This window comes from uncultured Xanthomonas sp., assembly GCF_964278005.1.
GTDB classification, from domain to species: domain Bacteria; phylum Pseudomonadota; class Gammaproteobacteria; order Xanthomonadales; family Xanthomonadaceae; genus Xanthomonas_A; species Xanthomonas_A sontii.
Window position 1 is genome coordinate 24,570 of sequence record NZ_CAXYKF010000004.1, and the last position, 20,410, is coordinate 44,979.

General features: G+C 69.8%; 19 protein-coding genes. All 19 read left to right on the forward strand.

The features are described 5' to 3' along the window. On the forward strand, positions 1-462 hold the full coding sequence (fliJ, locus tag ACHWVH_RS01930) for a flagellar export protein FliJ (protein WP_010341649.1): 462 nt from the start codon (positions 1-3) through the stop codon (positions 460-462). Next, entirely contained in the window at positions 459-1,775 is a 1,317-nt protein-coding gene (locus ACHWVH_RS01935) for a flagellar hook-length control protein FliK (RefSeq protein ID WP_295924826.1), read from the forward strand. The genes fliJ and ACHWVH_RS01935 overlap by 4 nt, the downstream gene beginning before the upstream one ends. Before the next feature lie 249 nt (positions 1,776-2,024). Next, positions 2,025-2,543, forward strand: coding sequence for a flagellar basal body-associated FliL family protein (locus ACHWVH_RS01940; RefSeq protein WP_017909004.1), 519 nt, complete (start codon positions 2,025-2,027; stop codon positions 2,541-2,543). Positions 2,544-2,556: 13 nt separating this feature from the next. Further along, positions 2,557-3,564 carry a flagellar motor switch protein FliM gene (gene fliM, locus ACHWVH_RS01945; RefSeq protein ID WP_017911180.1) on the forward strand — a complete coding sequence of 336 codons (1,008 nt, stop codon included), beginning with the start codon at positions 2,557-2,559 and terminating at the stop codon, positions 3,562-3,564. Next, positions 3,561-3,899: a flagellar motor switch protein FliN gene (gene fliN / locus ACHWVH_RS01950; protein ID WP_010343865.1), complete on the forward strand. Its 339-nt coding sequence runs from the start codon at positions 3,561-3,563 to the stop codon at positions 3,897-3,899. The genes fliM and fliN overlap by 4 nt, the downstream gene beginning before the upstream one ends. Then, positions 3,896-4,312 (forward strand): flagellar biosynthetic protein FliO, encoded by a 417-nt coding sequence (fliO, locus tag ACHWVH_RS01955; RefSeq protein WP_017911181.1) that lies wholly within the window; start codon positions 3,896-3,898, stop codon positions 4,310-4,312. The genes fliN and fliO overlap by 4 nt, the downstream gene beginning before the upstream one ends. 2 nt (positions 4,313-4,314) lie before the next feature. Continuing rightward, entirely contained in the window at positions 4,315-5,145 is an 831-nt protein-coding gene (fliP, locus tag ACHWVH_RS01960) for a flagellar type III secretion system pore protein FliP (RefSeq protein WP_295969507.1), read from the forward strand. Between the two features lie 4 nt (positions 5,146-5,149). Then, complete coding sequence (locus ACHWVH_RS01965) at positions 5,150-5,419, forward strand: flagellar biosynthetic protein FliQ (protein ID WP_010343869.1); 270 nt, start codon at positions 5,150-5,152, stop codon at positions 5,417-5,419. 506 nt (positions 5,420-5,925) lie between these two features. Beyond that, positions 5,926-6,717 carry a flagellar biosynthetic protein FliR gene (fliR, locus tag ACHWVH_RS01970; RefSeq protein ID WP_017909008.1) on the forward strand — a complete coding sequence of 264 codons (792 nt, stop codon included), beginning with the start codon at positions 5,926-5,928 and terminating at the stop codon, positions 6,715-6,717. A 234-nt stretch (positions 6,718-6,951) separates the two neighbouring features. After that, on the forward strand, positions 6,952-9,840 hold the full coding sequence (locus ACHWVH_RS01975) for a diguanylate cyclase (protein WP_394686559.1): 2,889 nt from the start codon (positions 6,952-6,954) through the stop codon (positions 9,838-9,840). A 105-nt stretch (positions 9,841-9,945) separates the two neighbouring features. Beyond that, entirely contained in the window at positions 9,946-11,076 is a 1,131-nt protein-coding gene (flhB, locus tag ACHWVH_RS01980) for a flagellar biosynthesis protein FlhB (RefSeq protein ID WP_267094063.1), read from the forward strand. A 17-nt stretch (positions 11,077-11,093) separates the two neighbouring features. Beyond that, positions 11,094-13,154 (forward strand): flagellar biosynthesis protein FlhA, encoded by a 2,061-nt coding sequence (gene flhA, locus ACHWVH_RS01985; RefSeq protein ID WP_026143395.1) that lies wholly within the window; start codon positions 11,094-11,096, stop codon positions 13,152-13,154. A 170-nt stretch (positions 13,155-13,324) separates the two neighbouring features. After that, on the forward strand, positions 13,325-14,950 hold the full coding sequence (gene flhF, locus ACHWVH_RS01990) for a flagellar biosynthesis protein FlhF (protein ID WP_152182769.1): 1,626 nt from the start codon (positions 13,325-13,327) through the stop codon (positions 14,948-14,950). Then, positions 14,937-15,821 (forward strand): P-loop NTPase, encoded by an 885-nt coding sequence (locus tag ACHWVH_RS01995; RefSeq protein ID WP_010341540.1) that lies wholly within the window; start codon positions 14,937-14,939, stop codon positions 15,819-15,821. The genes flhF and ACHWVH_RS01995 overlap by 14 nt, the downstream gene beginning before the upstream one ends. After that, positions 15,818-16,567, forward strand: coding sequence for an RNA polymerase sigma factor FliA (locus tag ACHWVH_RS02000; RefSeq protein ID WP_010341541.1), 750 nt, complete (start codon positions 15,818-15,820; stop codon positions 16,565-16,567). The genes ACHWVH_RS01995 and ACHWVH_RS02000 overlap by 4 nt, the downstream gene beginning before the upstream one ends. 19 nt (positions 16,568-16,586) lie before the next feature. Further along, on the forward strand, positions 16,587-16,979 hold the full coding sequence (gene cheY, locus ACHWVH_RS02005) for a chemotaxis response regulator CheY (RefSeq protein ID WP_010341542.1): 393 nt from the start codon (positions 16,587-16,589) through the stop codon (positions 16,977-16,979). After that, complete coding sequence (locus ACHWVH_RS02010; protein WP_394686560.1) at positions 16,980-17,588, forward strand: protein phosphatase CheZ; 609 nt, start codon at positions 16,980-16,982, stop codon at positions 17,586-17,588. A 4-nt stretch (positions 17,589-17,592) separates the two neighbouring features. Then, a complete protein-coding gene (locus ACHWVH_RS02015; RefSeq protein WP_394686561.1) occupies positions 17,593-19,344 on the forward strand; it encodes a chemotaxis protein CheA in 1,752 nt (583 codons plus the stop codon). 325 nt (positions 19,345-19,669) lie between these two features. Beyond that, the gene (locus tag ACHWVH_RS02020) at positions 19,670-20,410 is read left to right on the forward strand and encodes a flagellar motor protein (RefSeq protein WP_010341770.1); all 741 of its coding nucleotides are present in this window, start codon (positions 19,670-19,672) and stop codon (positions 20,408-20,410) included.

Here is a 20,410-nt window from a genome sequence, read left to right on the forward strand (position 1 = left end):
ATGATGCAATCGCAACGTCTCGATCCCCTGCTCCGCCGCGCCCAGCAGCACGAAGACGAGGTCGCGCGCGATCTCGCCGAGCGCCAGCGCGCCCTGGCCACCCACGAGTCGCGGCTGGAGGAACTGCGCCGCTACGCCGAGGAGTACGCCAACAGCCAGATGGCGGCGACCAGCCTGGCGCAACTGGCCAACCGCCGCGCCTTCCTGGACCGGCTGGAGAGCGCGGTGCAGCAGCAGTGCCAGACCGTGGACCGCAACCGCGAAAAGGTGGAGATGGAGCGCAGCCGGCTGCTGCTGGCCAGCCGCGACAAGCAGGTGCTGGAACAGCTCGCGGCCAGCTACCGCGCGCAGGAACGCAAGGTCGACGACCGCCGCAGCCAGCGCGAGATGGACGACCTGGGCGCGCGCCGCGCGCGCCTGGCGGCCACCGCCGACGAACACGATGACGGAGACGGACGATGAACAACGCGCTTTCCGCGCTGGGCGGCAGTGGCCGCGCCAGCCAGATCGGCGGCGGCAACGACACGCAGGGCACCGACCGCGCCGGCGGCAAGGACAAGGACTTCGCCAAGCTGCTCGGCGGCGGCGGCTCGGCGCGTACCACCGCGCCCAAGCCCGCCGCCCGCGAGACGCCCAAGCCGGCGCAGAACGCCGGCAAGGACCAAGCGGACAAGCGTCCGGCCGCCGCGGACGACACCGCCAGCGACCCCGCGCGCACCGCGCAGGCCGGCGACAAGGTCGCCCAGGACGCCGAGAAGAGCAGCACCGAGACCAAGGCCTCGGGCAGCGACAAGGGCAAGGCCAAGACCGAAGACAAGCACGAGGACGCCAAGCCCGACGACAGCGCCTGGCCGCCGGCCGGGCTGGCCGGCATCGGCCTGGGCCTGCTGCCGGCGATCGGCGCGGCGGTGCTGCCGGCGGCCACCGCGACCCCGCTGGGTGCGGCGGCGGGGCTGGCGGTCGGCGTCGCCGGCGCCGTGGCCAACGGCGTGGGCGCCCTGCTCGGCGGCGACGCCGCGGCCCAGACCGCGGCCGGCGCCACCGATCCGACTGCCGCCACCGCCGGCACTGGCGCGACGGCCGGCACCGCCCCGGCCTCCGCGGCCGGCGGCTTCGGCGCGATGCTGTTGGCGCAGGCCGGGTCCGCCGACAAGGCGAGCGGCGCCGACACCGCGGCGCCGTTGGCGGCGCTGGCCGCCATCGCCGCCGCGGCCGGCGGCAAGAGTGGCGAGAGCGGCGACGCCGCGACCGCCGCCGATCCCAGCGCGATCGTGCCGACCGCGGCGGCGGCCCCGCTGCACGCCACGGCGCGGCTGGCCGATCCGCAGCCGTTCACCGGCTCGCCCACGCCGACCCCGAACCTGCACGGCAACCAGTTCGACGAGGAACTGGGCGCGCGCATCAGCTGGCTGGCCGACCAGAAGATCGGCCACGCCCACATCAAGCTCAATCCGGCCGAGCTCGGCCCGGTCGAAGTGCGCCTGCACATGACCGGCGACCAGGTCAACGCCAGCTTCAGCAGCAACCAGGCCGACGTGCGCCAGGCCCTCGAGAACAGCCTGCCGCGCCTGCGCGACATGCTCGGCCAGCACGGCTTCCAGCTCGGCCAGGCCGACGTCGGCCAGCAGCAGCCGCAGCAACAGCAGGCCAATGCGCAGGGCACGCCGCAGGGCGGCGGCCGCAGCGGCGGCGAGCTCGCCGACGACCTGTCCGGCAGCGTCGGGATTCCGGCAGTGGTGTTGCGCCAGCGCGGTCTGCTCGACGCCTACGCCTGACGATCCGGGGCGCGCCGCCGCCCCTTCACGGCGATCGAGGGAGTGGGACGGGTCTCGGCCTCGACGTTCGTCGGAAGGATACGGCGGGGTTGAGGCCCCTCCGCTGGGCCCGACCCCCTCTCCCACAACGGTCTCGGCCCGCGCCGGCATGGCGCGCAGCGGCGCCGTCAAACACCCGGCGCGCCAGGCGCCCGGTTTCGGCACGGCGATTGCATCCTCAGGGGCAGACCCCCTTCAGGAGCCCGCTCAGTGTCAGCCGCCGACAAATCCAAGAAAGACGCCAAGGACGCCCCGGAAGGCGGCAAGTCGAAGAAGAAGCTGCTGATCATCGTCGTCGCGGCGGTGCTGGTGCTGGGCGGCGGCGGTGCCGGCGCGTTCTTCTTCCTGAAGAAGCCCGAGGGCGGCCACGCCAAGGCCGAGGAAAAGACCGCCGAGATCCCCAAGCCGGCGCAGTACTTCGCGATGGACCCGGCGTTCGTGGTCAATCTCAACGGCGGCGCGGAAGACGGCCCGCATTACCTGCAGCTGGAAGTGCAGCTGATGACCCGCGACCCGGAAGAACTGAAGCTGATCACCGAGAACGCCCCGGCGATCCGTGCGCACCTGCTGATGCTGTTCTCGCAGGTGCAGGCGCAGGACATCGCCAACATCGATGGGCGCAAGAAGCTGCAGGCCGCGGCGCTGGCCGACGCGCAGAAGCTGATGACCGCCGAGACCGGCAAGAAGTGCGTGGAAGAACTCCTGTTCACCAGCTTCGTGACCCAGTAAAGGCGCTGCCGCGATGACCGACCTGCTCTCCCAAGACGAGATCGATGCCCTGCTGCACGGCGTCGACGCGGGCGTGGTGGACACCGAGCCGGCGCCGGCCGAGCCGGGCGAGGCGCGCAACTACGACTTCTCCAGCCAGGACCGGATCATCCGTGGGCGCATGCCGACCCTGGAGATGGTCAACGAGCGCTTCGCGCGCCTGTGGCGGATCGGCCTGTTCAACCTGATCCGGCGCTCGGCCGACCTGTCGGTGCGCGGCATCGACCTGATCAAGTTCAACGACTACATGCACTCGCTGTACGTGCCGAGCAACCTGAACCTGATCAAGTTCAAGCCGCTGCGCGGCACCGGCCTGATCGTGTTCGAGCCGACCCTGGTGTTCACCGTGGTCGACAACTTCTTCGGCGGCGACGGCCGTTACCCCACCCGCATCGAGGGCCGCGAGTTCACCCCGACCGAGATGCGGGTGATCCAACTGATGCTCAAGCAGACCTTCGCCGACCTGGCCGAGGCCTGGGCGCCGGTGATGGAAGTGGAGTTCGAGTACCTCAATTCCGAGGTCAACCCGCACTTCGCCAACATCGTCACCCCGCGCGAGTACGTGGTGGTCAGCCGCTTCCACGTGGAGCTGGAAGGCGGCGGTGGCGAGATCCACGTGACCCTGCCGTACTCGATGCTGGAGCCGATCCGCGAACTGCTCGACGCCGGCATCCAGAGCGACCGCGTGGACCGCGACGAGAGCTGGAACATCATGCTGCGCGAGCAGCTGTTCGGCTCGGAGGTCACCATCTCCAGCGTGCTGGCGCAGAAGCAGATGAGCCTGCGCGAGCTGACCCGCTTGAAGATCGGCGACGTGCTGCCGATCGACCTGCCCAAGCAGGTGCCGCTGTGCGTGGAGAACATCCCGGTGTTCACCGGCGAGTTCGGCATCTCGCACGGCCAGAACGCGGTGAAGATCACCGCCACCCATCCCCCCGGCGCGCTGCGCCGCCGCCCCGCTCCCCAGGAAGACCTGCCATGACCCAGACCGATCCCACCCAGCCGGCGCCGGCCCAGTTCGACAGCCTGCAGCCGGACGCCATGGCCGAGTCCAACGACCTGAACCTGGACGTGATCCTGGACGTGCCGGTGACGCTGTCGCTGGAAGTCGGCCGCAGCCGCATTCCGATCCGCAACCTGCTGCAGCTCAACCAGGGTTCGGTGGTGGAACTGGAGCGCGGCGCCGGCGAACCGCTGGACGTCTACGTCAACGGCACCCTGATCGCGCACGGCGAGGTGGTGACCATCAACGACCGCTTCGGCGTGCGCCTGACCGACGTGGTCAGCCCCAGCGAGCGCATCCGGAGACTGCGGTGAGCCTGCTGCTCGCCGTCGCCACGCAGACCGCCAAGCACGGCTCGGGCGTCGGCAACGCGGCGCCGTCGGCGCCCAGCCTGCTCGGCGCGGTGTTCGCGCTGCTGCTGGTGCTGGGCCTGATCCTGGCCATGGCCTGGGTGCTCAAGCGCCTGCCCGGCAGCGGCTTCCGCCCGGCGCAAGGCCTGCGCGTGGTCGCCAGCCTGGCGGTCGGCGCCAAGGAGCGGGTGGTGGTGGTCGAGGTCAACGGCGAACAGCTGCTGCTCGGCGTCTCGCCCGGCGGGGTACGCACCTTGCATCAGCTGCCCGAGCCGCTGCCGCAGGCGCCTGCGCCGACCCTGCCCTCGATCAAGCCGTTCAAGCAGCTTCCCGATTTCGCCCAGCTTCTGGCGCAGAAGCTGCGCAAGGACAAATGATCATGCCGTTTTTCTGGAACCGCAACGCCCGCCGGCTGCGCCTGCTGCTGATCCTGTTGACGCTGAGCCTGCTGCCCGCGTTCGCCTGGGCGCAGGCCAAGCAGGCGCCGGCCGCCACGCCGACCGCGCAGGCACCGCAGAACGCCGCGCCCACCCTGCCCTCGCTGCCGGAGGTCAACGTCGGCAAGATCGGCGCGCAGCCGGTGAGCCTGCCGCTGCAGACACTGCTGCTGATGACGGCCATCACCCTGCTGCCGTCGCTGCTGCTGGTGCTGACCGCCTTCACCCGCATCACCATCGTGCTCGGCCTGCTGCGGCAGGCGCTGGGCACCGGGCAGACGCCGTCCAACCAGGTGCTGATGGGCCTGGCGCTGTTCCTGACCGCGTTGGTGATGATGCCGGTGTGGGAAAAGGCCTGGGGCCAGGGCATGAGCCCGTATCTCAACGGCCAGATCGATTTCCAGACGGCGTGGACGCTGACCACGCAGCCGCTGCGCGCGTTCATGCTGGCGCAGGTGCGCGAGACCGACCTGATGACCTTCGCCGGCATGGCCGGCAACGGCACCTACAGCGGCCCGGATGCGGTGCCGTTCCAGGTGCTGGTGGCCTCGTTCGTGACCAGCGAGCTGAAGACGGCGTTCGAGATCGGCTTTCTGATCTTCATCCCGTTCGTGATCATCGATCTGGTGGTGGCCAGCGTGCTGATGTCGATGGGCATGATGATGATGTCGCCGATGCTGATCTCGGCGCCGTTCAAGATTCTGCTGTTCGTGCTGGTCGATGGCTGGGTGCTGACGGTCGGCACGCTGGCCGCCAGTTTCAACGGGGTCTGAGGCCATGAGTCCGGAACTGGCGCTGACGGAGTTGCGTGGCGGGTTGATCACGGTGTTGTGGGTGGCGGGGCCGTTGTTGCTGGCGATGTTGGCGGTGGGTGTGGTGATCGGTGTGTTCCAGGCGGCGACGCAGCTCAATGAGCCGACCATTGCGTTCATCGCGAAGGTGGTGGCGTTGACGGCGATGTTGTTTGCGACGGGGAGTATGTTGCTGGCGCATCTGGTGGAGTACACGACGATGCTGTTTCAGCGTATTCCGCATTTGATTGGGTAGCCGGGGATGGCTGCTCTTCGCGTCCTGCTTGTTGCTGGGGAACCTTTCCCTGTTGAAGAGCAAAGGCTTTCGCCTGGCGGCGAGTCACTTTTCTTTGCTTGTGCAAAGAAAAGTAACCAAAAGAAAGCACACCCCGCCTTCGCGCCCGCTGCGCGGGTCCGCTCCGCTAGCGGGATTTTCGGACGGGGCATCCTGCCCCGGCCGAAAACGGCGCACATCCTTGTGCGCCGCCCCCCTTCGGGGGGTTTTGCCCGCCAGCTCCGCCGCTGCGGAGGGGACCCGGTGGATCAAGAGCAAAGCAGCAGCAAAAACAACAGCAACGGCAACGGCAACGGCAACGGCAACGGCAAAAGCTATAGCTGTGGCCATGGGAGCGTTGTCTTGTGTGCCCGTACTGTTTCCGTTGTTGTTCGCGAATGCGCTCGTCCGTCTTTGGCTGCAGACCGCTCGCGTTGCGCGGTCGGGGCTGGCCGTTCCTTCCTGCTGTCTGCCGGGGTCTCGGGCTGATGGATGCCGCCACGCAAATGGTCGTCGATGGGTCGCGGGCGTTCGCGATGATCGGGGCGGTGCTGTGGACGATGCTGCGGATCGGGGCGATGTTGACGGTGATGCCGATGGTCGGGAGCAAGGCGGTGCCTGGGCGGGTGCGGGTGATCCTGGCCGGGACGCTGGCGATTGCGCTGGCGCCGATCCTGCCGCCGGTGCCGGATTGGGACGGGTTCAATGCCGCGGTGGTGCTCAGCGTGGCGCGGGAGCTGGCGGTGGGGGCCAGCATGGGCTTCATGCTGCGGATGATCTTCGAGGCCGGGGCGATGGCCGGGGAACTGGTCTCGCAGAGCACCGGCCTGGGCTTCGCGCAGATGGCCGATCCGCTGCGCGGGGTCAACTCGCCGGTGATCGGCCAGTGGTTCTACCTGGCCTTCGGCATGATGTTCTTCACCGCCAACGGGCATCTGGCGGTGGTGTCGCTGCTGGTGGACAGCTACAAGGCGCTGCCGATCGGCACCGCGCTGCCCGATGCGCAGGCCATGGCCTCGGTGGCGCCGAACTTCTTCATGAGCATCATGCGCGGGGCGGTGACCCTGGCGCTGCCGGTCATGGTGGCGATGATGGCGGTGAACCTGGCCTTCGGCGCGCTGGCCAAGGCGGCGCCGTCGCTGAACCCGATCCAGCTCGGCCTGCCGGTGGCGGTGGTGCTGGGCCTGGCGCTGCTGGCGGTGCTGGTCGGTGAGATGGGGGCGCCGGTGCAGCGGCTGTTCGATGCCGCCTTCAACGCCGCGCGCGCGCTGACCGCCTAACCGGCGCTCAAGCTGCGCCGCGACGCGGCCGATACCGACGGCAGGCTACCGTTGGCGGGCCAGGATGGGCGGCGGCAGCGCCGACCGTCCCGGATCCCGTCGATCGCCGCGGTCCGTCCTTCCCTCCATCGCTCGCCGTACGCCATGCCCTATCGCCTGCCAGCGCCCGCTCGTGCCTGCCATCGCCGTGTCCCACGGCGGTGCAGCGGCGGCTGAGCGCGCATGCGCACGGTCATGGGTCGATGCCTGCGGGGGCCGCTGTGGCTGCTGCTGTCGGCACTGACATGCACCGGGGCGACACAGGCCCAGGTGATCCCGTTGCGGCACTATGCGCAGGACCAGGGCCTGCTCGGCCTGGCCGGCACCTGTCTGCTGCAGCGTCGCGACGGCAGCCTGCTGGTCTGCAGCGAAAGCGGCCTGTATGCCTTCGACGGCGACCAGTTCCAGCAAGTGAAGCTGCAGGGCCACGGCGGCCATTACATCTCCGATGCCGCCGAGGACGCCCAGCGGCGGCTGTGGGTGGCCACCTTCGATGCGATCTACGTGGACGATGGCTCGCCGGCCGGCTGGATGCCGCTGGAGCACGGCAGCCTGCCCTCGCATCGCCCGCTCAACCGCCCGCGCCTGGCCGCGCCGGCCTGGGGCACGGTGGTGCTGGACGACCGCCGCCTGCTACGCGCGGCGCGCAAGGCCGATGCGAAGGGATGGGAACTGCAACCCCTGTTCGATGCGGCGACGCTGGCGCGGCAACCGGAGCTGGCCGACATCCACGACCTGTTCGTCGTCGACGACACACTGTGGCTGGGCTGCGCCAAGGCCTTGTGCCGGATCGATGCCGACGGTCGCGCCACCCGCTACGACCAGGCCCAGGGCCTGCCCCCCGAATTCTGGCGCAATGCGGTGCGCGACCGCGACGGGAACCTGTGGGTCGTCGGCAGTCGCAAGGTGATGCGGCTGCAGGCCGGCGCGACGCGCTTCCAGGAACAGACACCCCCCGGGCTGGACGGACCGGCCCTGGTGACCTGGCGCACGCCGATCCTGCTGGACCCGCAGCACCGCGTGCTGGTGCGGACCAACCAGGGCCTGGCGCGTTGGGAACAGGGACGCTGGCGCAGTTTCGACCGTCGCAACGGCCTGCCCGAGGGCAGCATCGTCGCCATGCACTTCGACCAGGCCGGCGACCTGTGGCTGAGCATGGATGGCGAAGGCGTGCTGCGCTGGAACGGCTACGGCTGGATCGAGAACTGGGATGTGTCGCAGGGCATCAGTCGCGCGCCGACCTGGAGCATCCAGCGCACTCAGCGCGGCGACCTGCTGGTCGGTAACGAGGGCGGCGTCGACCGCCTGCGCGAGGATGGCCGCTTCCAGCGCTGGCCCAGCGACCACGGCACGCAGATGATCGGCCTGCAACGCGCCGCGGACGGCACGCTGTGGAGCATCGGCTCGGTCGGCGCGCTGCGCCGATACGACGCGCAGGGCCGGCTGCTGCGCGCCTACCCGCCGCTGGACGGCATCGCCAAACAGCTGTTCGTGGATGCGAGCGGCCGGGTGTGGATCCTCAGCAACCGCGGGGTGTATCTGCTGGCGGTGGCCGACGCCGACGCGGTGCCGCAGAAGGTGCAGGCGTTGCCCGGTGGCGAGTATTCGGACATCCAGCAGCGTGGCGACGGCAGCGTGCTGGCGGTGGGCATGACCGGCGTGTTCCGACTGCGTGGCGAGACCTGGACGCCGATCCGGCTGGTCGTGGATGGTGCGCCGGCGCAACCCGTGCTCAGCAAGCTGCTGGTCCTGGACGATGGCCAGGCCTGGGCCAGCCTGTATGGCCCCGGTGCCTGGCAAGGGCGGCTCGACGGCGACACCCTGTACCTGCAGCCGGCCGATGCGCAGTTGAGCGGCCTGCAGCTGTACAGCCTGCGCCGCACCCGCAACGGATGGATCTGGATCAGCCACAACCAGGGCGTGGACGTCTACGACGGACGCGCCTGGTCGCGGCTGACGCAGGCGCAGGGGCTGCTCTGGAACGACATGTCCGAATCGGCCTTCCTGGAAGACCACGACGGCTCGGTATGGCTGGGCAGCAGCCGTGGCGTCACCCACCTGCTGGATCCGGCGCGGCTGTTCCCGGCGCAGGCGCCAAGGCTGGCGCTCAAGGAGTTCAGCCGTGCCGGCGCCGCCATCGCCGCGGGCGCGCGCCTGCGCTGGAGCGAAGATCCGCTGCATATCGCGGTCGGCTCGCCGGACCTGTACGACGAGCGCAACCGCATCAGCTTCCGCTATCGCTTCGAGGGCGCACACACCCGCTGGCTGCACACGCCCAACTTCGAGTTCGAGCAACCGCCGCTGGCGCCGGGCCACTACGTGCTGGAGGTGCAGTTGCTGGACGCCTACCGGCGCAGCGCCTCGGCGCCGCTGCGGGTGGCGTTCTCGGTGGCGCCGGTGTGGTGGCGCAGCCAGCCGATGATCGCGCTGTACCTGGTGCTCGGCGGCGGCCTGGCGGTGGCCCTGCTGCACTGGCGCGAACGCCGCCTGCACCAGCGCCAGCGCGAACTGGCCGAGCTGGTGGCGCGGCGCACCGAGGAGCTGGAACACGACAAGCGCGAACTGGAGATCGCCCGCGCCGCACTGGCGGTGAAGGCCTCGCACGACGCCCTCACCGGCCTGCTCAACCGCGCCGGCATCCTCGAGGCGCTGGCGGCGCAGATGCGCCGCAGCGACGCCGAGCAGACCCCGCTGGCAGTGGCGATGATCGACCTCGACCACTTCAAGCGGATCAACGACGAACACGGCCACCTGGTGGGCGACGCGGTGCTGATCGAGGTGGCGCGGCGCCTGGGCGCCAACCTGCGCGACGCCGACCTGGTCGGCCGCTACGGCGGCGAGGAACTGCTGGCCGTGCTGCCCGGCTTGCCGCCGAGCTGCGGCGAGCGGCTGCAGGCCCTGCGCGCCACCATCGCCGGGCAGCCGCTGCGCATCGGCGAGCGGCAGTTGGCGATCACCGCCTCGATCGGCGTGGCCTGGTATCGACCGGGCGAACCGCTGCAGCACCTGCTGGCGCGCGCCGACGCGGCGCTGTACCAGGCCAAGCGGCTGGGCCGCGACCGGGTCGAGCTGCAACTCGCCTAGCCACCGCCGCGGCCGAGAGGCGCGGCGGCAGCGCCCGGAATCCGGGCCAGGGACCGGCACGGTCCTTGCAGTGCGCAGGGTCGATCCTGGCCGAGCGCACCCCCGATGTCCGAGAGCGAAGAAGGCGCAGAGCGCACAGAACAGCCAACAGACAAACGTCTGCGCGAAGCCCGCGAACAGGGCAATATCCCGCATTCGCGCGAACTGGCGACCGCCGCGGTGTTCAGCGCCGGCGTCTTCGCCCTGATGGGCCTGTCCACCTCCATGGCCGCCGGTGCGGTGGCCTGGCTGAAACAGGCGCTGCGCCCGGACCTGTCGCTGCGCGAGCATCCGCAGGCGATGTTCGGCCATTTCGGCGACTTGCTGCTGAACCTGCTCTGGGTGGTGCTGCCGCTGGTCGGCATCTGCCTGGCGGCCAGCTTCGCCGCGCCGGTGCTGATGGGCACCCTGCGCTTCTCCGGCCAGGCGCTGATCCCCAAGTTCGACCGGCTCAACCCGATGAATGGGCTGAGCCGCATGTACGGCGCCGAGACCATCGTCGAACTGCTCAAGTCGATCCTGCGCATGGGCTTCGTCGGCGGCGCCGCGATGCTGTGCCTGTGGGGCAGCACCGACTTCCTGCGTGGCCTGCTGCTGCAGCCGCTGGAGCAGGCCATCGGCCACGGCCTGGGCTTCACGCTGAAGCTGCTGCTGTACACCGCCGGCGCGCTGGCGCTGCTGGCGGCGATCGACGCGCCCTATCAAAAGTGGAATTACATCCGCAAATTGAAGATGACCCGCGAGGAAGTGCGCCGGGAAATGAAGGAAAGCGACGGCAGCCCCGAGGTGAAGGGTCGCATCCGCCAGATGCAGATGCAGATGTCGCAGCGGCGGATGATGGAAGCCGTGCCCAAGGCCGACGTGGTGGTGGTCAACCCCACCCACTATGCGGTGGCGCTGAAGTACGAGAGCGGGCGCATGCGCGCCCCCACCGTGGTCGCCAAGGGCGTGGACGAGATCGCCTTCCGCATCCGTGAGGTCGGCGAGCAGCACCGCGTGGCGGTGATCTCGGCGCCGCCTTTGGCACGCGCCTTGTATAGGGAAGGCCAACTCGGCAAGGAAATTCCCGTGAGACTGTATTCCGCGGTGGCGCAGGTCCTCTCGTACGTCTACACGCTGCGCGCCTGGCGCAGCGGGCCGATGCCGCCGTTGCCGCCGCTGGAAGTGGATGAATTCGCCCCGGGGAGCCAGCCATGAGTCAGCCTGCCGCGCAGATGAACACGCGCAAAGTCATGGACATGATCAAGCACGGGCTCGGCGCCCCGGTGATCGTGTTGCTGATGCTGGCGATGGTGGTGGTGCCGCTGGCCGCACCGGTGCTGGACGCCCTGTTCACCTTCAACATCGCCATCTCGCTGATGGTGCTGCTGGCGGTGGTCTACGTGAAGCGGCCGCTGGAGTTCAGCATCTTCCCGATCGTGCTGCTGATGACCACGATGCTGCGCCTGGCGCTGAACGTGGCCTCCACCCGCGTGATCCTGATCAACGGCCAGGGCGGCCACGGCGCCGCCGGCAAGGTGATCGAGGCCTTCGGCGAATTCGTGATCGGCGGCAACTATGCGGTCGGCATCGTGGTGTTCGCGATCCTGACCATCATCAACTTCGTGGTCATCACCAAGGGCGCCGGGCGCGTGTCGGAAGTGACCGCACGCTTCATCCTCGACGCCATGCCCGGCAAGCAGATGGCGATCGACGCCGACCTCAACGCCGGTCTGCTGACCCGCGAGGAAGCCAAGGCCCGCCGCGAGGAAGTGCGCGAGGAAGCGGACTTCTACGGCTCGATGGACGGCGCCAGCAAGTTCATCCGCGGCGACGCCATCGCCGGCATCCTGATCCTGTTCATCAATCTGATCGGCGGCATGGCGGTCGGCGTCCTGCAGCACGGCATGCCGGTGGCGCAGGCCGCCTCCACCTACACCCTGCTGTCGATCGGCGACGGCCTGGTCGCACAGCTGCCGGCGCTGCTGGTGTCCTCGGCGGTGGCGATGCTGGTCACCCGCGCCTCACGCTCGCAGGACATGGGCGCCTCGATGATGGGCCAGGTGTTCGGCCAGCATAAGGCGCTGGCGGTGGCCGCGGCGATCCTGGGCCTGGTCGGCCTGATCCCGGGCATGCCCAACGTCGCTTTCTTGACGCTGGCGCTGATCCTGGGCCTGCTGGCCTGGAAGATGTGGAAGCGCAGCCTGCTGCCGCCGCCGGCCGCGGCCGAGGCGGCGCCGCAGGCCGCGGCCGCCGCTCAGGCCAATGCCGAACTGGGCTGGGACGAACTGCGTCCGATCGACCCGCTGGGCCTGGAGGTCGGCTACCGGCTGATCCCGCTGGTGGACAAGACCCAGGGCGGCGAGTTGATGGCGCGGATCAAGGGCGTGCGCCGCAAGCTGACCCAGGACATCGGTTTCCTGGTGCCGCCGGTGCACATCCGCGACAACCTGGAACTGCCGGCCAACGCCTACCGCCTGCTGGTGCACGGCGTGCCGGTGGCCACCGCCGACATCCACCCGGACCGCGAACTGGCGCTGGACCCGGGCGGCGCGCTCGGCAAGATCGACGGCATCCCCGGCAAGGACCCCGCGTTCGGCCTGGATGCGATCTGGATCCAGCCGCATCTGCGCGCCCAGGCCGAGACCATGGGCTATACCGTGGTCGACCCGGCCACGGTGATCGCCACCCACCTCTCGCACCTGATCCGCGAGCACGCCCCGGAACTGCTCGGCCACGAGGAAGTGCAGCAGCTGCTGGCGACCCTGGCCAAGAGCGCGCCCAAGCTGGTCGAGGACCTCACCCCCAAGGCGCTGCCGCTGTCGGTGGTGGTGCGGGTGCTGCAGAACCTGCTCATCGAGAAGATCCCGGTGCGGCAACTGCGCAAGATCGTCGAGGCACTGGTCGAGCACGCCCCGCAGAGTCAGGAACCCGGCGCGCTCACCGCCGCGGTGCGCAACGCCCTGGGCCGGTTCATCGTCCAGGAAATCGCCGGCATGGCCCCGGAACTGCCGGTGTTCACCCTGGCCCCGCAATTGGAACGCGTCTTGCAGGACTCTACCCAGGGCAACGGCGCGGCGCTGGAACCCGGACTGGCCGAACGCTTGCACCAAAGTCTGGCGGACTGCGTGAGCAAGCAGGAGGCGCGCAACGAACCGGCGGTGGTGCTGGTGCCGGCGCAGGTCCGCGCCGCCCTCGCCCGCCTGGTCCGCCACAGCGTCCCCGCGCTGTCGGTCCTGTCCTACAGCGAAGTGCCGGAGGACAAGCGGCTGAAGCTGGTGGGCACGATCAGTTGAGATGACGGGAAACGGGAACAGGGAATGGGGAATCGCACCCTTGCCCCGGCAGCGGAGAGAGCAATGAACACGATCACGAAAAACCGGACACGACACCGCGGCCCGCCACGTATCGGCACCGATCACGCATCCATTCCCCATTCCCCATTCCCCATTCCCGGCTCCCACCCATGAAGATCAAACGCTTTGTCGCCCCCGACATGCGCACCGCCTTCCGGATGGTGCGCGACGAGCACGGGCCGGATGCGGTGATCCTGTCCAACCGGCGCACCGACGAGGGCATCGAGATCGTGGCCGCCAGCAACTACGACGAGGCCCTGGTGCAGCGGGCGCTGGATGCGGTGCGCCCGGACGAGGCGCCGCGCGCCGCCGCGGCGAGCCAGGCGCCGGCCGCTGCGGCCCCGCGTGCCGCGCGCGGGGACGCCGCCGCCAGCCCGGCGATGGCGATGATGGCTGCGATCAGCGAGCGCCGCGGCGGTGCCGCGCCGGCCGCCCCGGCCGCTTCCCCGGCACGGCCGCTGACCCAGCCGGCGGCGCTGGCCGCCTCGGCGATGCCCGCCGCGGCCGCCCCGGCTGCCGCCGCACGCCAGGCCGCCCCGGCCAAGGCCGCAGCGCCGGTCACCGGCCGCGCCGAGTTCAGCATCCCCGAGGACGTGTTCCGCAACGCCCCGATCAGCGTGCCCATGCCCAGTCCGTTCGCCGCCGCCACCGCGGCGCCGGCCGCCGAGGCCGTGCCGGCCTGGCGCGACGACGTGCCCGCGGTGGCGCTGACCCCGGTGGCGAGCCCGGCCCCGGCCGCGCCCGTCGCGACCGCCGATGCGCCGGCCGCTGCCGGGATCCCGGCGGCCGCGGCGCTGGCGGCGGTGCCGACCTTCCCCGCCCCGCAGAACGACGAACAATTGACGCAGCTGCGCGACGAACTGTCGCTGATGCGGCAGATGATCGAGCGCGAGATGAACCGCCTCACCGACGAGCGCCTGCGTGGCTCGCCGGTCCGCGCCCAGGCGCTGGAGCTGATGGACGACTACGGCTTCGACAGCGGCATCACCCGCGACGTGGTCATGCAGATCCCCGCCGACCTGGAGCTGCACCGCGGCCGCGGGCTGATGCTGGGCCTGCTGTCCAAGCGCCTGCCGATCGCCGCGCTGGACCCGCTCGAGGAAGGCGGCGTGATCGCCCTGATCGGCCCGACCGGCGCCGGCAAGACCACCACCATCGCCAAGCTGGCCTCGCGCTTCCTGGAGCGCCATGCCGCCCGCGACGTGGCCCTGGTCACCACCGACACCATCCGCGTCGGCGGCCGCGAACAGCTGCACAGCTACGGCCGCCAGCTCGGCATCGCCGTGCACGAGGCCGACAGCGACGCCGCGCTGCAGCAGCTGCTGGAGCGCCTGGCCGACTACAAGCTGGTGCTGATCGACACCGCCGGCATGGGCCAGCGCGACCGCGCCTTGGCCGCCCAGCTGCACTGGCTGCGCGCCTCGCGGGTGGTCCGATCCTTGCTGGTCCTCCCCGCCAACGCCCATTTCTCCGACCTGGACGAGGTGGTGCGCCGGTTCGCCGGCGCCGACCCACAGGGGGTCATCCTGACCAAGTTGGACGAGACCGGGCGGTTCGGCAGTGCCTTGTCGGTGGTCGTGGACCACCGCCTCCCCATCACCTGGGTGACCGATGGACAGCGCGTGCCGGACGACCTGCACCGCGCCAACGCCGCCAGCCTGGTATTGCGCCTTGAAGATTTGCGGCGCGCTGCCGATAAGCCCTGTACTCCGGAGCAGACCCATGCCGTCGCGTGACTACGTCAATCTGACCAATGCCTTCCCCCTGTCGGCGACGCGCAGCGAACCGCTGGGTCCGGTGCGCACCATCGCCGTGACCGGCGGCAAGGGCGGCGTGGGCAAGACCAACATCTCGGTGAACCTGTCCATGGCGCTGGCCGACATGGGCAAGCGCACCCTGCTGCTGGACGCCGACCTGGGCCTGGCCAACGTCGACGTGTTGCTCGGGCTGACCCCCAAGTTCACCGTGGCCGACCTGGTCGCCGGGCGCTGCACCCTGGAAGAGGTACTGATCGACATGCCCAACGGGCTCATGGTGGTACCCGCCGCCTCCGGCCGCCGCTACATGGCCGAGCTGCCGCCGGCCCAGCACGTCGGCCTGGTCAACGTGTTCTCCGAGCTGCAGCGCGAGCTGGACGTGATGATCGTCGACACCGCCGCCGGCATCACCGACAGCGTGCTGACCTTCTGCCAGGCCGCGCAGGACGCGGTGGTGGTGGTCTGCGACGAGCCGGCCTCGATCACCGACGCCTACGCCCTGATCAAGGTCCTCTCGCGCGAGCGCGGCGTGGACCGGGTGCAGATCGTCGCCAACATGGTCCGCGACCTCAACGAAGGCCGCCTGCTGTACGACAAGCTCAGCCGGGTCTGCGAGAAGTTCCTCGGCGATGTGTCGCTGAACTACCTGGGCTGCGTGCCGCAGGACGACTGGCTGCGCCTGTCGGTGCAGCGCCAGCAGCCGGTGGTCAAGGCCTACCCGTCCAGCCCGTCGGCGCAGGCGATCAGCGAGATCGCCCGGCGCACCGCACGCTGGCAGGCGCCGACCGCCCCGCGCGGCAACGTCGAGTTCTTCGTCGAGCGCATCATCCAGCGCGGGGTGGCCGCATGAACGCCGCCGCCCACTACCGCGCCGTCCAGCGCAACAGCGCCAACGACTACATCACCCAGCACTCGGACCTGGTCCGGCGCATCGCCCACCACCTGGCGGCGCGGCTGCCGGCCAGCGTCGAGATCGACGACCTGATCCAGGCCGGCATGATCGGCCTGATCGAGGCCTCGCGCAGCTACGACGCCGAACAGGGCGCCTCGTTCGAGACCTACGCCTCGATCCGCATCCGCGGCGCGATGATCGACGAGATCCGCCGCGGCGACTGGGTGCCGCGCTCGGTGCACCGCCGCGCCCGCGACGCCGCCTCGGCGATCCGCAAGATCGAACAGAGCACCGGCCGCGCCGCCGCCGCCAACGAAGTGGCCGCGGCGATGGATATGCCGCTTCCCGAATACCTGCGTTTGATGGAAGATGCCGCCCGCGGCCAGGTGCTGAGCCTGGAGTCGCGCATCGAGGACCATGGCGAGCTGGATACCATCGCCAAGGGCGGACCCAATCCGCAGCAGATGCTCGAGCGCAGCGAATTCGGCCGCGAGCTGGGCAAGGCCATCGCGCAGTTGCCCGAACGCGAGCAGTTGGTGCTGTCGCTGTACTACGAGCAGGAATTGAACCTCAAGGAAATCGGCGCGGTGCTCGGGGTCAGCGAGTCGCGCGTGTGTCAGATCCATGGCCAGGCCACGGTACGGTTGCGCGGACGCCTGAAGGCGTTCGAGGTCGCCGATGCCGGTCTGGAAGACGAAGAATAGGAACCCTTAGGAGTCAGTGGTGAACAAGAACATGCGGATTTTGATCGTGGACGATTTCTCGACGATGCGACGCATCGTCAAGAATCTGCTCGGCGATCTGGGCTTCACCAACACCGCCGAGGCCGAAGACGGCAACAGCGCCCTGGCCGCGCTGCGCTCGGCGCCGTTCGAGTTCGTGGTCACCGACTGGAACATGCCGGGCATGACCGGCATCGATCTGCTGCGCAACATCCGCGCCGACGACAAGCTCAAGCACCTGCCGGTGCTGATGGTCACCGCCGAGGCCAAGCGCGAGCAGATCATCGAGGCCGCGCAGTGCGGCGTGAACGGCTACATCATCAAGCCGTTCACCGCGCAGACGCTGCAGGAGAAGCTGGGCAAGATCTTCGAACGCCTGGGAGCGACCGCCTAAATGGAAGCCACCGCCGAACGTACCGCCCTGATCGAACGCCTGCAAGGCGCGCTGGACGCGCTGGAGAACGGCGACGAGGCCGGCTGGCGCAGGGAGATCGACACCCTCGCCGCCTGGCGCACGCGGCCGATGATGCAGGGCCTGAGCCGGCTCGCGCGCGATCTGGGGCAGGCGCTCGGCGAACTGCCGGTGGTGCCCAGCGAGGCCGGCGAACTGGACGACGCCTGCTCGCGCCTGGACCACGTGGTGGAAATGACCGAACAGGCCAGCCACCGCACCCTGGACCTGGCCGAGGAATGCCGTGCGCTGGCCGACCAGCTCGCCGCCGGCGGCCTCAGCGGCAACCAAGGCGAGATCCTCGACAAGATCCGCCACAACCTCACCGAAATGGCCCTGGCGCAGAGCTTCCAGGACCTGACCGGGCAGATCATCCGCCGTGTCGCCGGCATCGTGCGCCGCGTGCACGAGGGCTTCGGCGCGCTGGGTCTGCCGCCGAAGGAAGAACGCAAGGCCGACGGCAGCCTGGCCGGTCCGGCCCTGCCCGGCCTGGACCGCCACGGCGTGTCGCAGAACGACGCCGACGACCTGCTCTCGGGCCTGGGACTGTAACGCTATGAGCGCCGTACCCGACGACATCGCTGCCGACTTCATCATCGAGGCCCAGGAGATCCTGGACCGGCTCGGCGAGCAGTTGGTGTCGCTGGAGCAGGCGCCCGAAGACAGCGGCCAGCTCAACGCCGTGTTCCGCGGCTTCCACACGCTCAAGGGCGGTGCCGGCTTCCTGGCGATCAACGCCATGGTCGAGCTGTGCCACGCCGCGGAGGAAACCCTGGGCATGGCCCGCGCCGGCCAGGCGACCCTGCAGGCGCGGCACTTCGACGCCGCGCAGCAGTCGCTGGACTACCTGCAGTCGATGCTCGATGCCTTCGGCAGCGGCCAGGAGCCGCCGCGCGCGCCGCCGGAGCTGATCGCGCAGTTCGACGCGCACGGCGACGATGCACCGGCGCCGGCACCCGCGAAGAGCGCCGCGCCCGCGCCCGCCGCCGTCCCGGCCACCGCCGCGGCCGCGGGAGACCTGATCAGCGACGACGAATTCGAGGCGCTGCTGGACCAGTTGCACGGCGATGCGCCGCCGACGGCCACGCCGCAGGCGCTGCAGCCGGCGCCGCGCGCGCCCAGCGCCGCGCCCAAGGCCGCGGCCGCCCCGGCCAAGGCCGCCGAGCCCGAACACACCGTGCGCGTGGACACCAAGCGCCTGGACGCGATCGTCAACCTGATCGGCGAACTGGTGCTCTCGCGCAACCGCCTCAAGACCCTGCGCGTGCGCCTGCGCGACGAGGAACTGGACCGCGCGGTCAGCAGCCTGGACATCGCCACCGCGCGCCTGCAGTCGGCGGTGATGCGCACGCGCATGCAGCCGGTCGGCAAGGTGTTCTCGCGCTTCCCCAAGGTGGCGCGCGACGTCGCCCGCTCGCTCAACAAGGAAGTGGAGCTGGAGTTGGTCGGCGCCGACACCGAACTGGACCGCAACCTGGTCGAGGCGCTGGCCGATCCGCTGGTGCACCTGGTGCGCAACGCGATCGACCACGGCATCGAGGCGCCGGCGCTGCGCGAGGCCACCGGCAAGCCGCGCGGCGGCCATGTGCGCCTGTCGGCGCAGCAGGAAGGCGACTACGTCAGCATCGAGGTGCAGGACGACGGCGCCGGCATCGACCCGGAACGGTTGCGCGCCAAGGCCCGCGAGAAGGGCCTGATCGATCCCGAGGCCGCGGCCCGCCTGACCACCGAGGAATGCCTGCACCTGGTGTTCCTGCCCGGCTTCTCGACCAAGTCCGAGGTCACCGACATCTCCGGCCGCGGCGTCGGCATGGACGTGGTGCAGTCGCGCATCCGCGAACTCAGCGGGCAGATCCAGATCCAGTCGGAACTGGGCCGCGGCAGCCGCTTCCTGATCCGCGTGCCGCTGACCCTGGCGATCCTGCCGACCCTGCTGGTGCAGGCCGGCGATACCGTCTACGCGCTGCCGCTGGCGCGCGTGGTGGAAGTGCTGCACGCCCCGCGCCGCTCGCTGGGCTGGTTCGACGGCCGCGCCGTGCTCGACCGGCAATCGCACACCCTGCCGCTGGTGGACCTGCGCCAGTGGCTCAACATCGACGCCCCGCAACTGCCGCTGCTCACCGTGGTGGTGCTGCAGGCCGGCGAATCGCGCATGGGCCTGGTCGTGGACCAGGTCCGCGGCCGCGAGGAAGTGGTGATCAAGCCGCTGCCGCGCTCGCTGCGCGGCCTGCCCGGCTACGCCGGCGCCACCCTCATCGGCGACGGCCGCCTGGCGCTGATCCTGGATGTGGATGGCTTGAAGGCCTGAGGGGCCGGGATTGGGGAATGGGGATTGGGGAATCGTCAAAGCGGCTTCCCTGGCGCCTCGTTTTCCCTGATTCCGCCGTAGGAGCGGCTTCAGCCGCGACGCGGTGAGGCTGGGATTGGCGATAGCACGCGCAGCGCAGTGCCAATTGCCGAGACGATCCGAACGATTGTGCTTAGGCAACGCGCCAAGGTCCGCGCGTCGCGGCTGAAGCCGCTCCTACGGCACACCGACCAACCCTCCGCCCTCGCGCTCTTGCCAATCCCAAATCCCGATTCCCGAATCCCGCCCCCTTCAAGTCCCAAGCCCCCTGGCCGATACCTCCTGCATGGACAAGCTCAGTCTCATCGGCCTGCTGTTGGCGATTCTGTCGCTCATCGGCGGCAGCATCCTCAAGGGCGCCGGTATTTCGGCGCTGTGGTCGCCGGCTGCGTTCGTGATCGTGATCGTCGGCACCGTCGCCGCGATCCTGGTGCACACACCGCCCTCCGTGTTCCGCCGTGCGTTCCAGATCGCCAAGTGGATCCTGTGGCCGCCGCCGAGCGACCGCCAGGCGCTGCTCAAGCAGATCGTGGAATGGAGCAACATCGCGCGCCGCCAGGGCCTGCTCGGCCTGGAGAACCAGGTGCCGCAACAGCAGGATCCGTTCGTGCGCAAGGGCCTGCAGATGCTGGTGGACGGCGTGGAGCCGGAAGCCATCCGGCACATGCTGGAGATCGACCTGGAGGGCCAGGAGCATTGCGACCTGGCCGCGGCCAAGGTGTTCGAGGGCATGGGCATCTACGCGCCCACCCTGGGCATCATCGGCGCGGTGCTGGGCCTGATCGCGGTGATGAAGAACCTGGCCGACCCGAGCAAGCTCGGCCACGGCATCGCCGCCGCGTTCACCGCCACCATCTACGGCATCGCCTCGGCCAACCTGCTGTTCCTGCCGATGGCCGCCAAGCTCAAGAGCGTGATCAAGCACAGCTGCGGCGAGCGCGAAATGATCATCGAAGGGTTGATCGCCATCGCCCAGGGCGAGAACCCGCGCAACATCGAATCGAAACTGGCCGGATTCTTGCATTGA

Excerpts from the sequence above, each read along its gene's own strand:
- ACHWVH_RS01995 (WP_010341540.1), top strand. The coding sequence starts at position 14,937 with ATGCCGTCGCGTGACTACGTCAATCTGACCAATGCCTTCCCCCTGTCG.
- flhA (WP_026143395.1), top strand. The coding sequence starts at position 11,094 with ATGAACACGCGCAAAGTCATGGACATGATCAAGCACGGGCTCGGCGCC.
- fliP (WP_295969507.1), top strand. The coding sequence starts at position 4,315 with ATGCCGTTTTTCTGGAACCGCAACGCCCGCCGGCTGCGCCTGCTGCTG.
- flhF (WP_152182769.1), top strand. The coding sequence starts at position 13,325 with ATGAAGATCAAACGCTTTGTCGCCCCCGACATGCGCACCGCCTTCCGG.
- fliJ (WP_010341649.1), top strand. The coding sequence starts at position 1 with ATGATGCAATCGCAACGTCTCGATCCCCTGCTCCGCCGCGCCCAGCAG.
- fliR (WP_017909008.1), top strand. The coding sequence starts at position 5,926 with ATGGATGCCGCCACGCAAATGGTCGTCGATGGGTCGCGGGCGTTCGCG.
- ACHWVH_RS01935 (WP_295924826.1), top strand. The coding sequence starts at position 459 with ATGAACAACGCGCTTTCCGCGCTGGGCGGCAGTGGCCGCGCCAGCCAG.
- ACHWVH_RS01975 (WP_394686559.1), top strand. The coding sequence starts at position 6,952 with ATGGGTCGATGCCTGCGGGGGCCGCTGTGGCTGCTGCTGTCGGCACTG.
- ACHWVH_RS02010 (WP_394686560.1), top strand. The coding sequence starts at position 16,980 with ATGGAAGCCACCGCCGAACGTACCGCCCTGATCGAACGCCTGCAAGGC.
- ACHWVH_RS02020 (WP_010341770.1), top strand. The coding sequence starts at position 19,670 with ATGGACAAGCTCAGTCTCATCGGCCTGCTGTTGGCGATTCTGTCGCTC.
- fliM (WP_017911180.1), top strand. The coding sequence starts at position 2,557 with ATGACCGACCTGCTCTCCCAAGACGAGATCGATGCCCTGCTGCACGGC.
- flhB (WP_267094063.1), top strand. The coding sequence starts at position 9,946 with ATGTCCGAGAGCGAAGAAGGCGCAGAGCGCACAGAACAGCCAACAGAC.
- ACHWVH_RS01965 (WP_010343869.1), top strand. The coding sequence starts at position 5,150 with ATGAGTCCGGAACTGGCGCTGACGGAGTTGCGTGGCGGGTTGATCACG.
- ACHWVH_RS02015 (WP_394686561.1), top strand. The coding sequence starts at position 17,593 with ATGAGCGCCGTACCCGACGACATCGCTGCCGACTTCATCATCGAGGCC.
- fliN (WP_010343865.1), top strand. The coding sequence starts at position 3,561 with ATGACCCAGACCGATCCCACCCAGCCGGCGCCGGCCCAGTTCGACAGC.
- ACHWVH_RS02000 (WP_010341541.1), top strand. The coding sequence starts at position 15,818 with ATGAACGCCGCCGCCCACTACCGCGCCGTCCAGCGCAACAGCGCCAAC.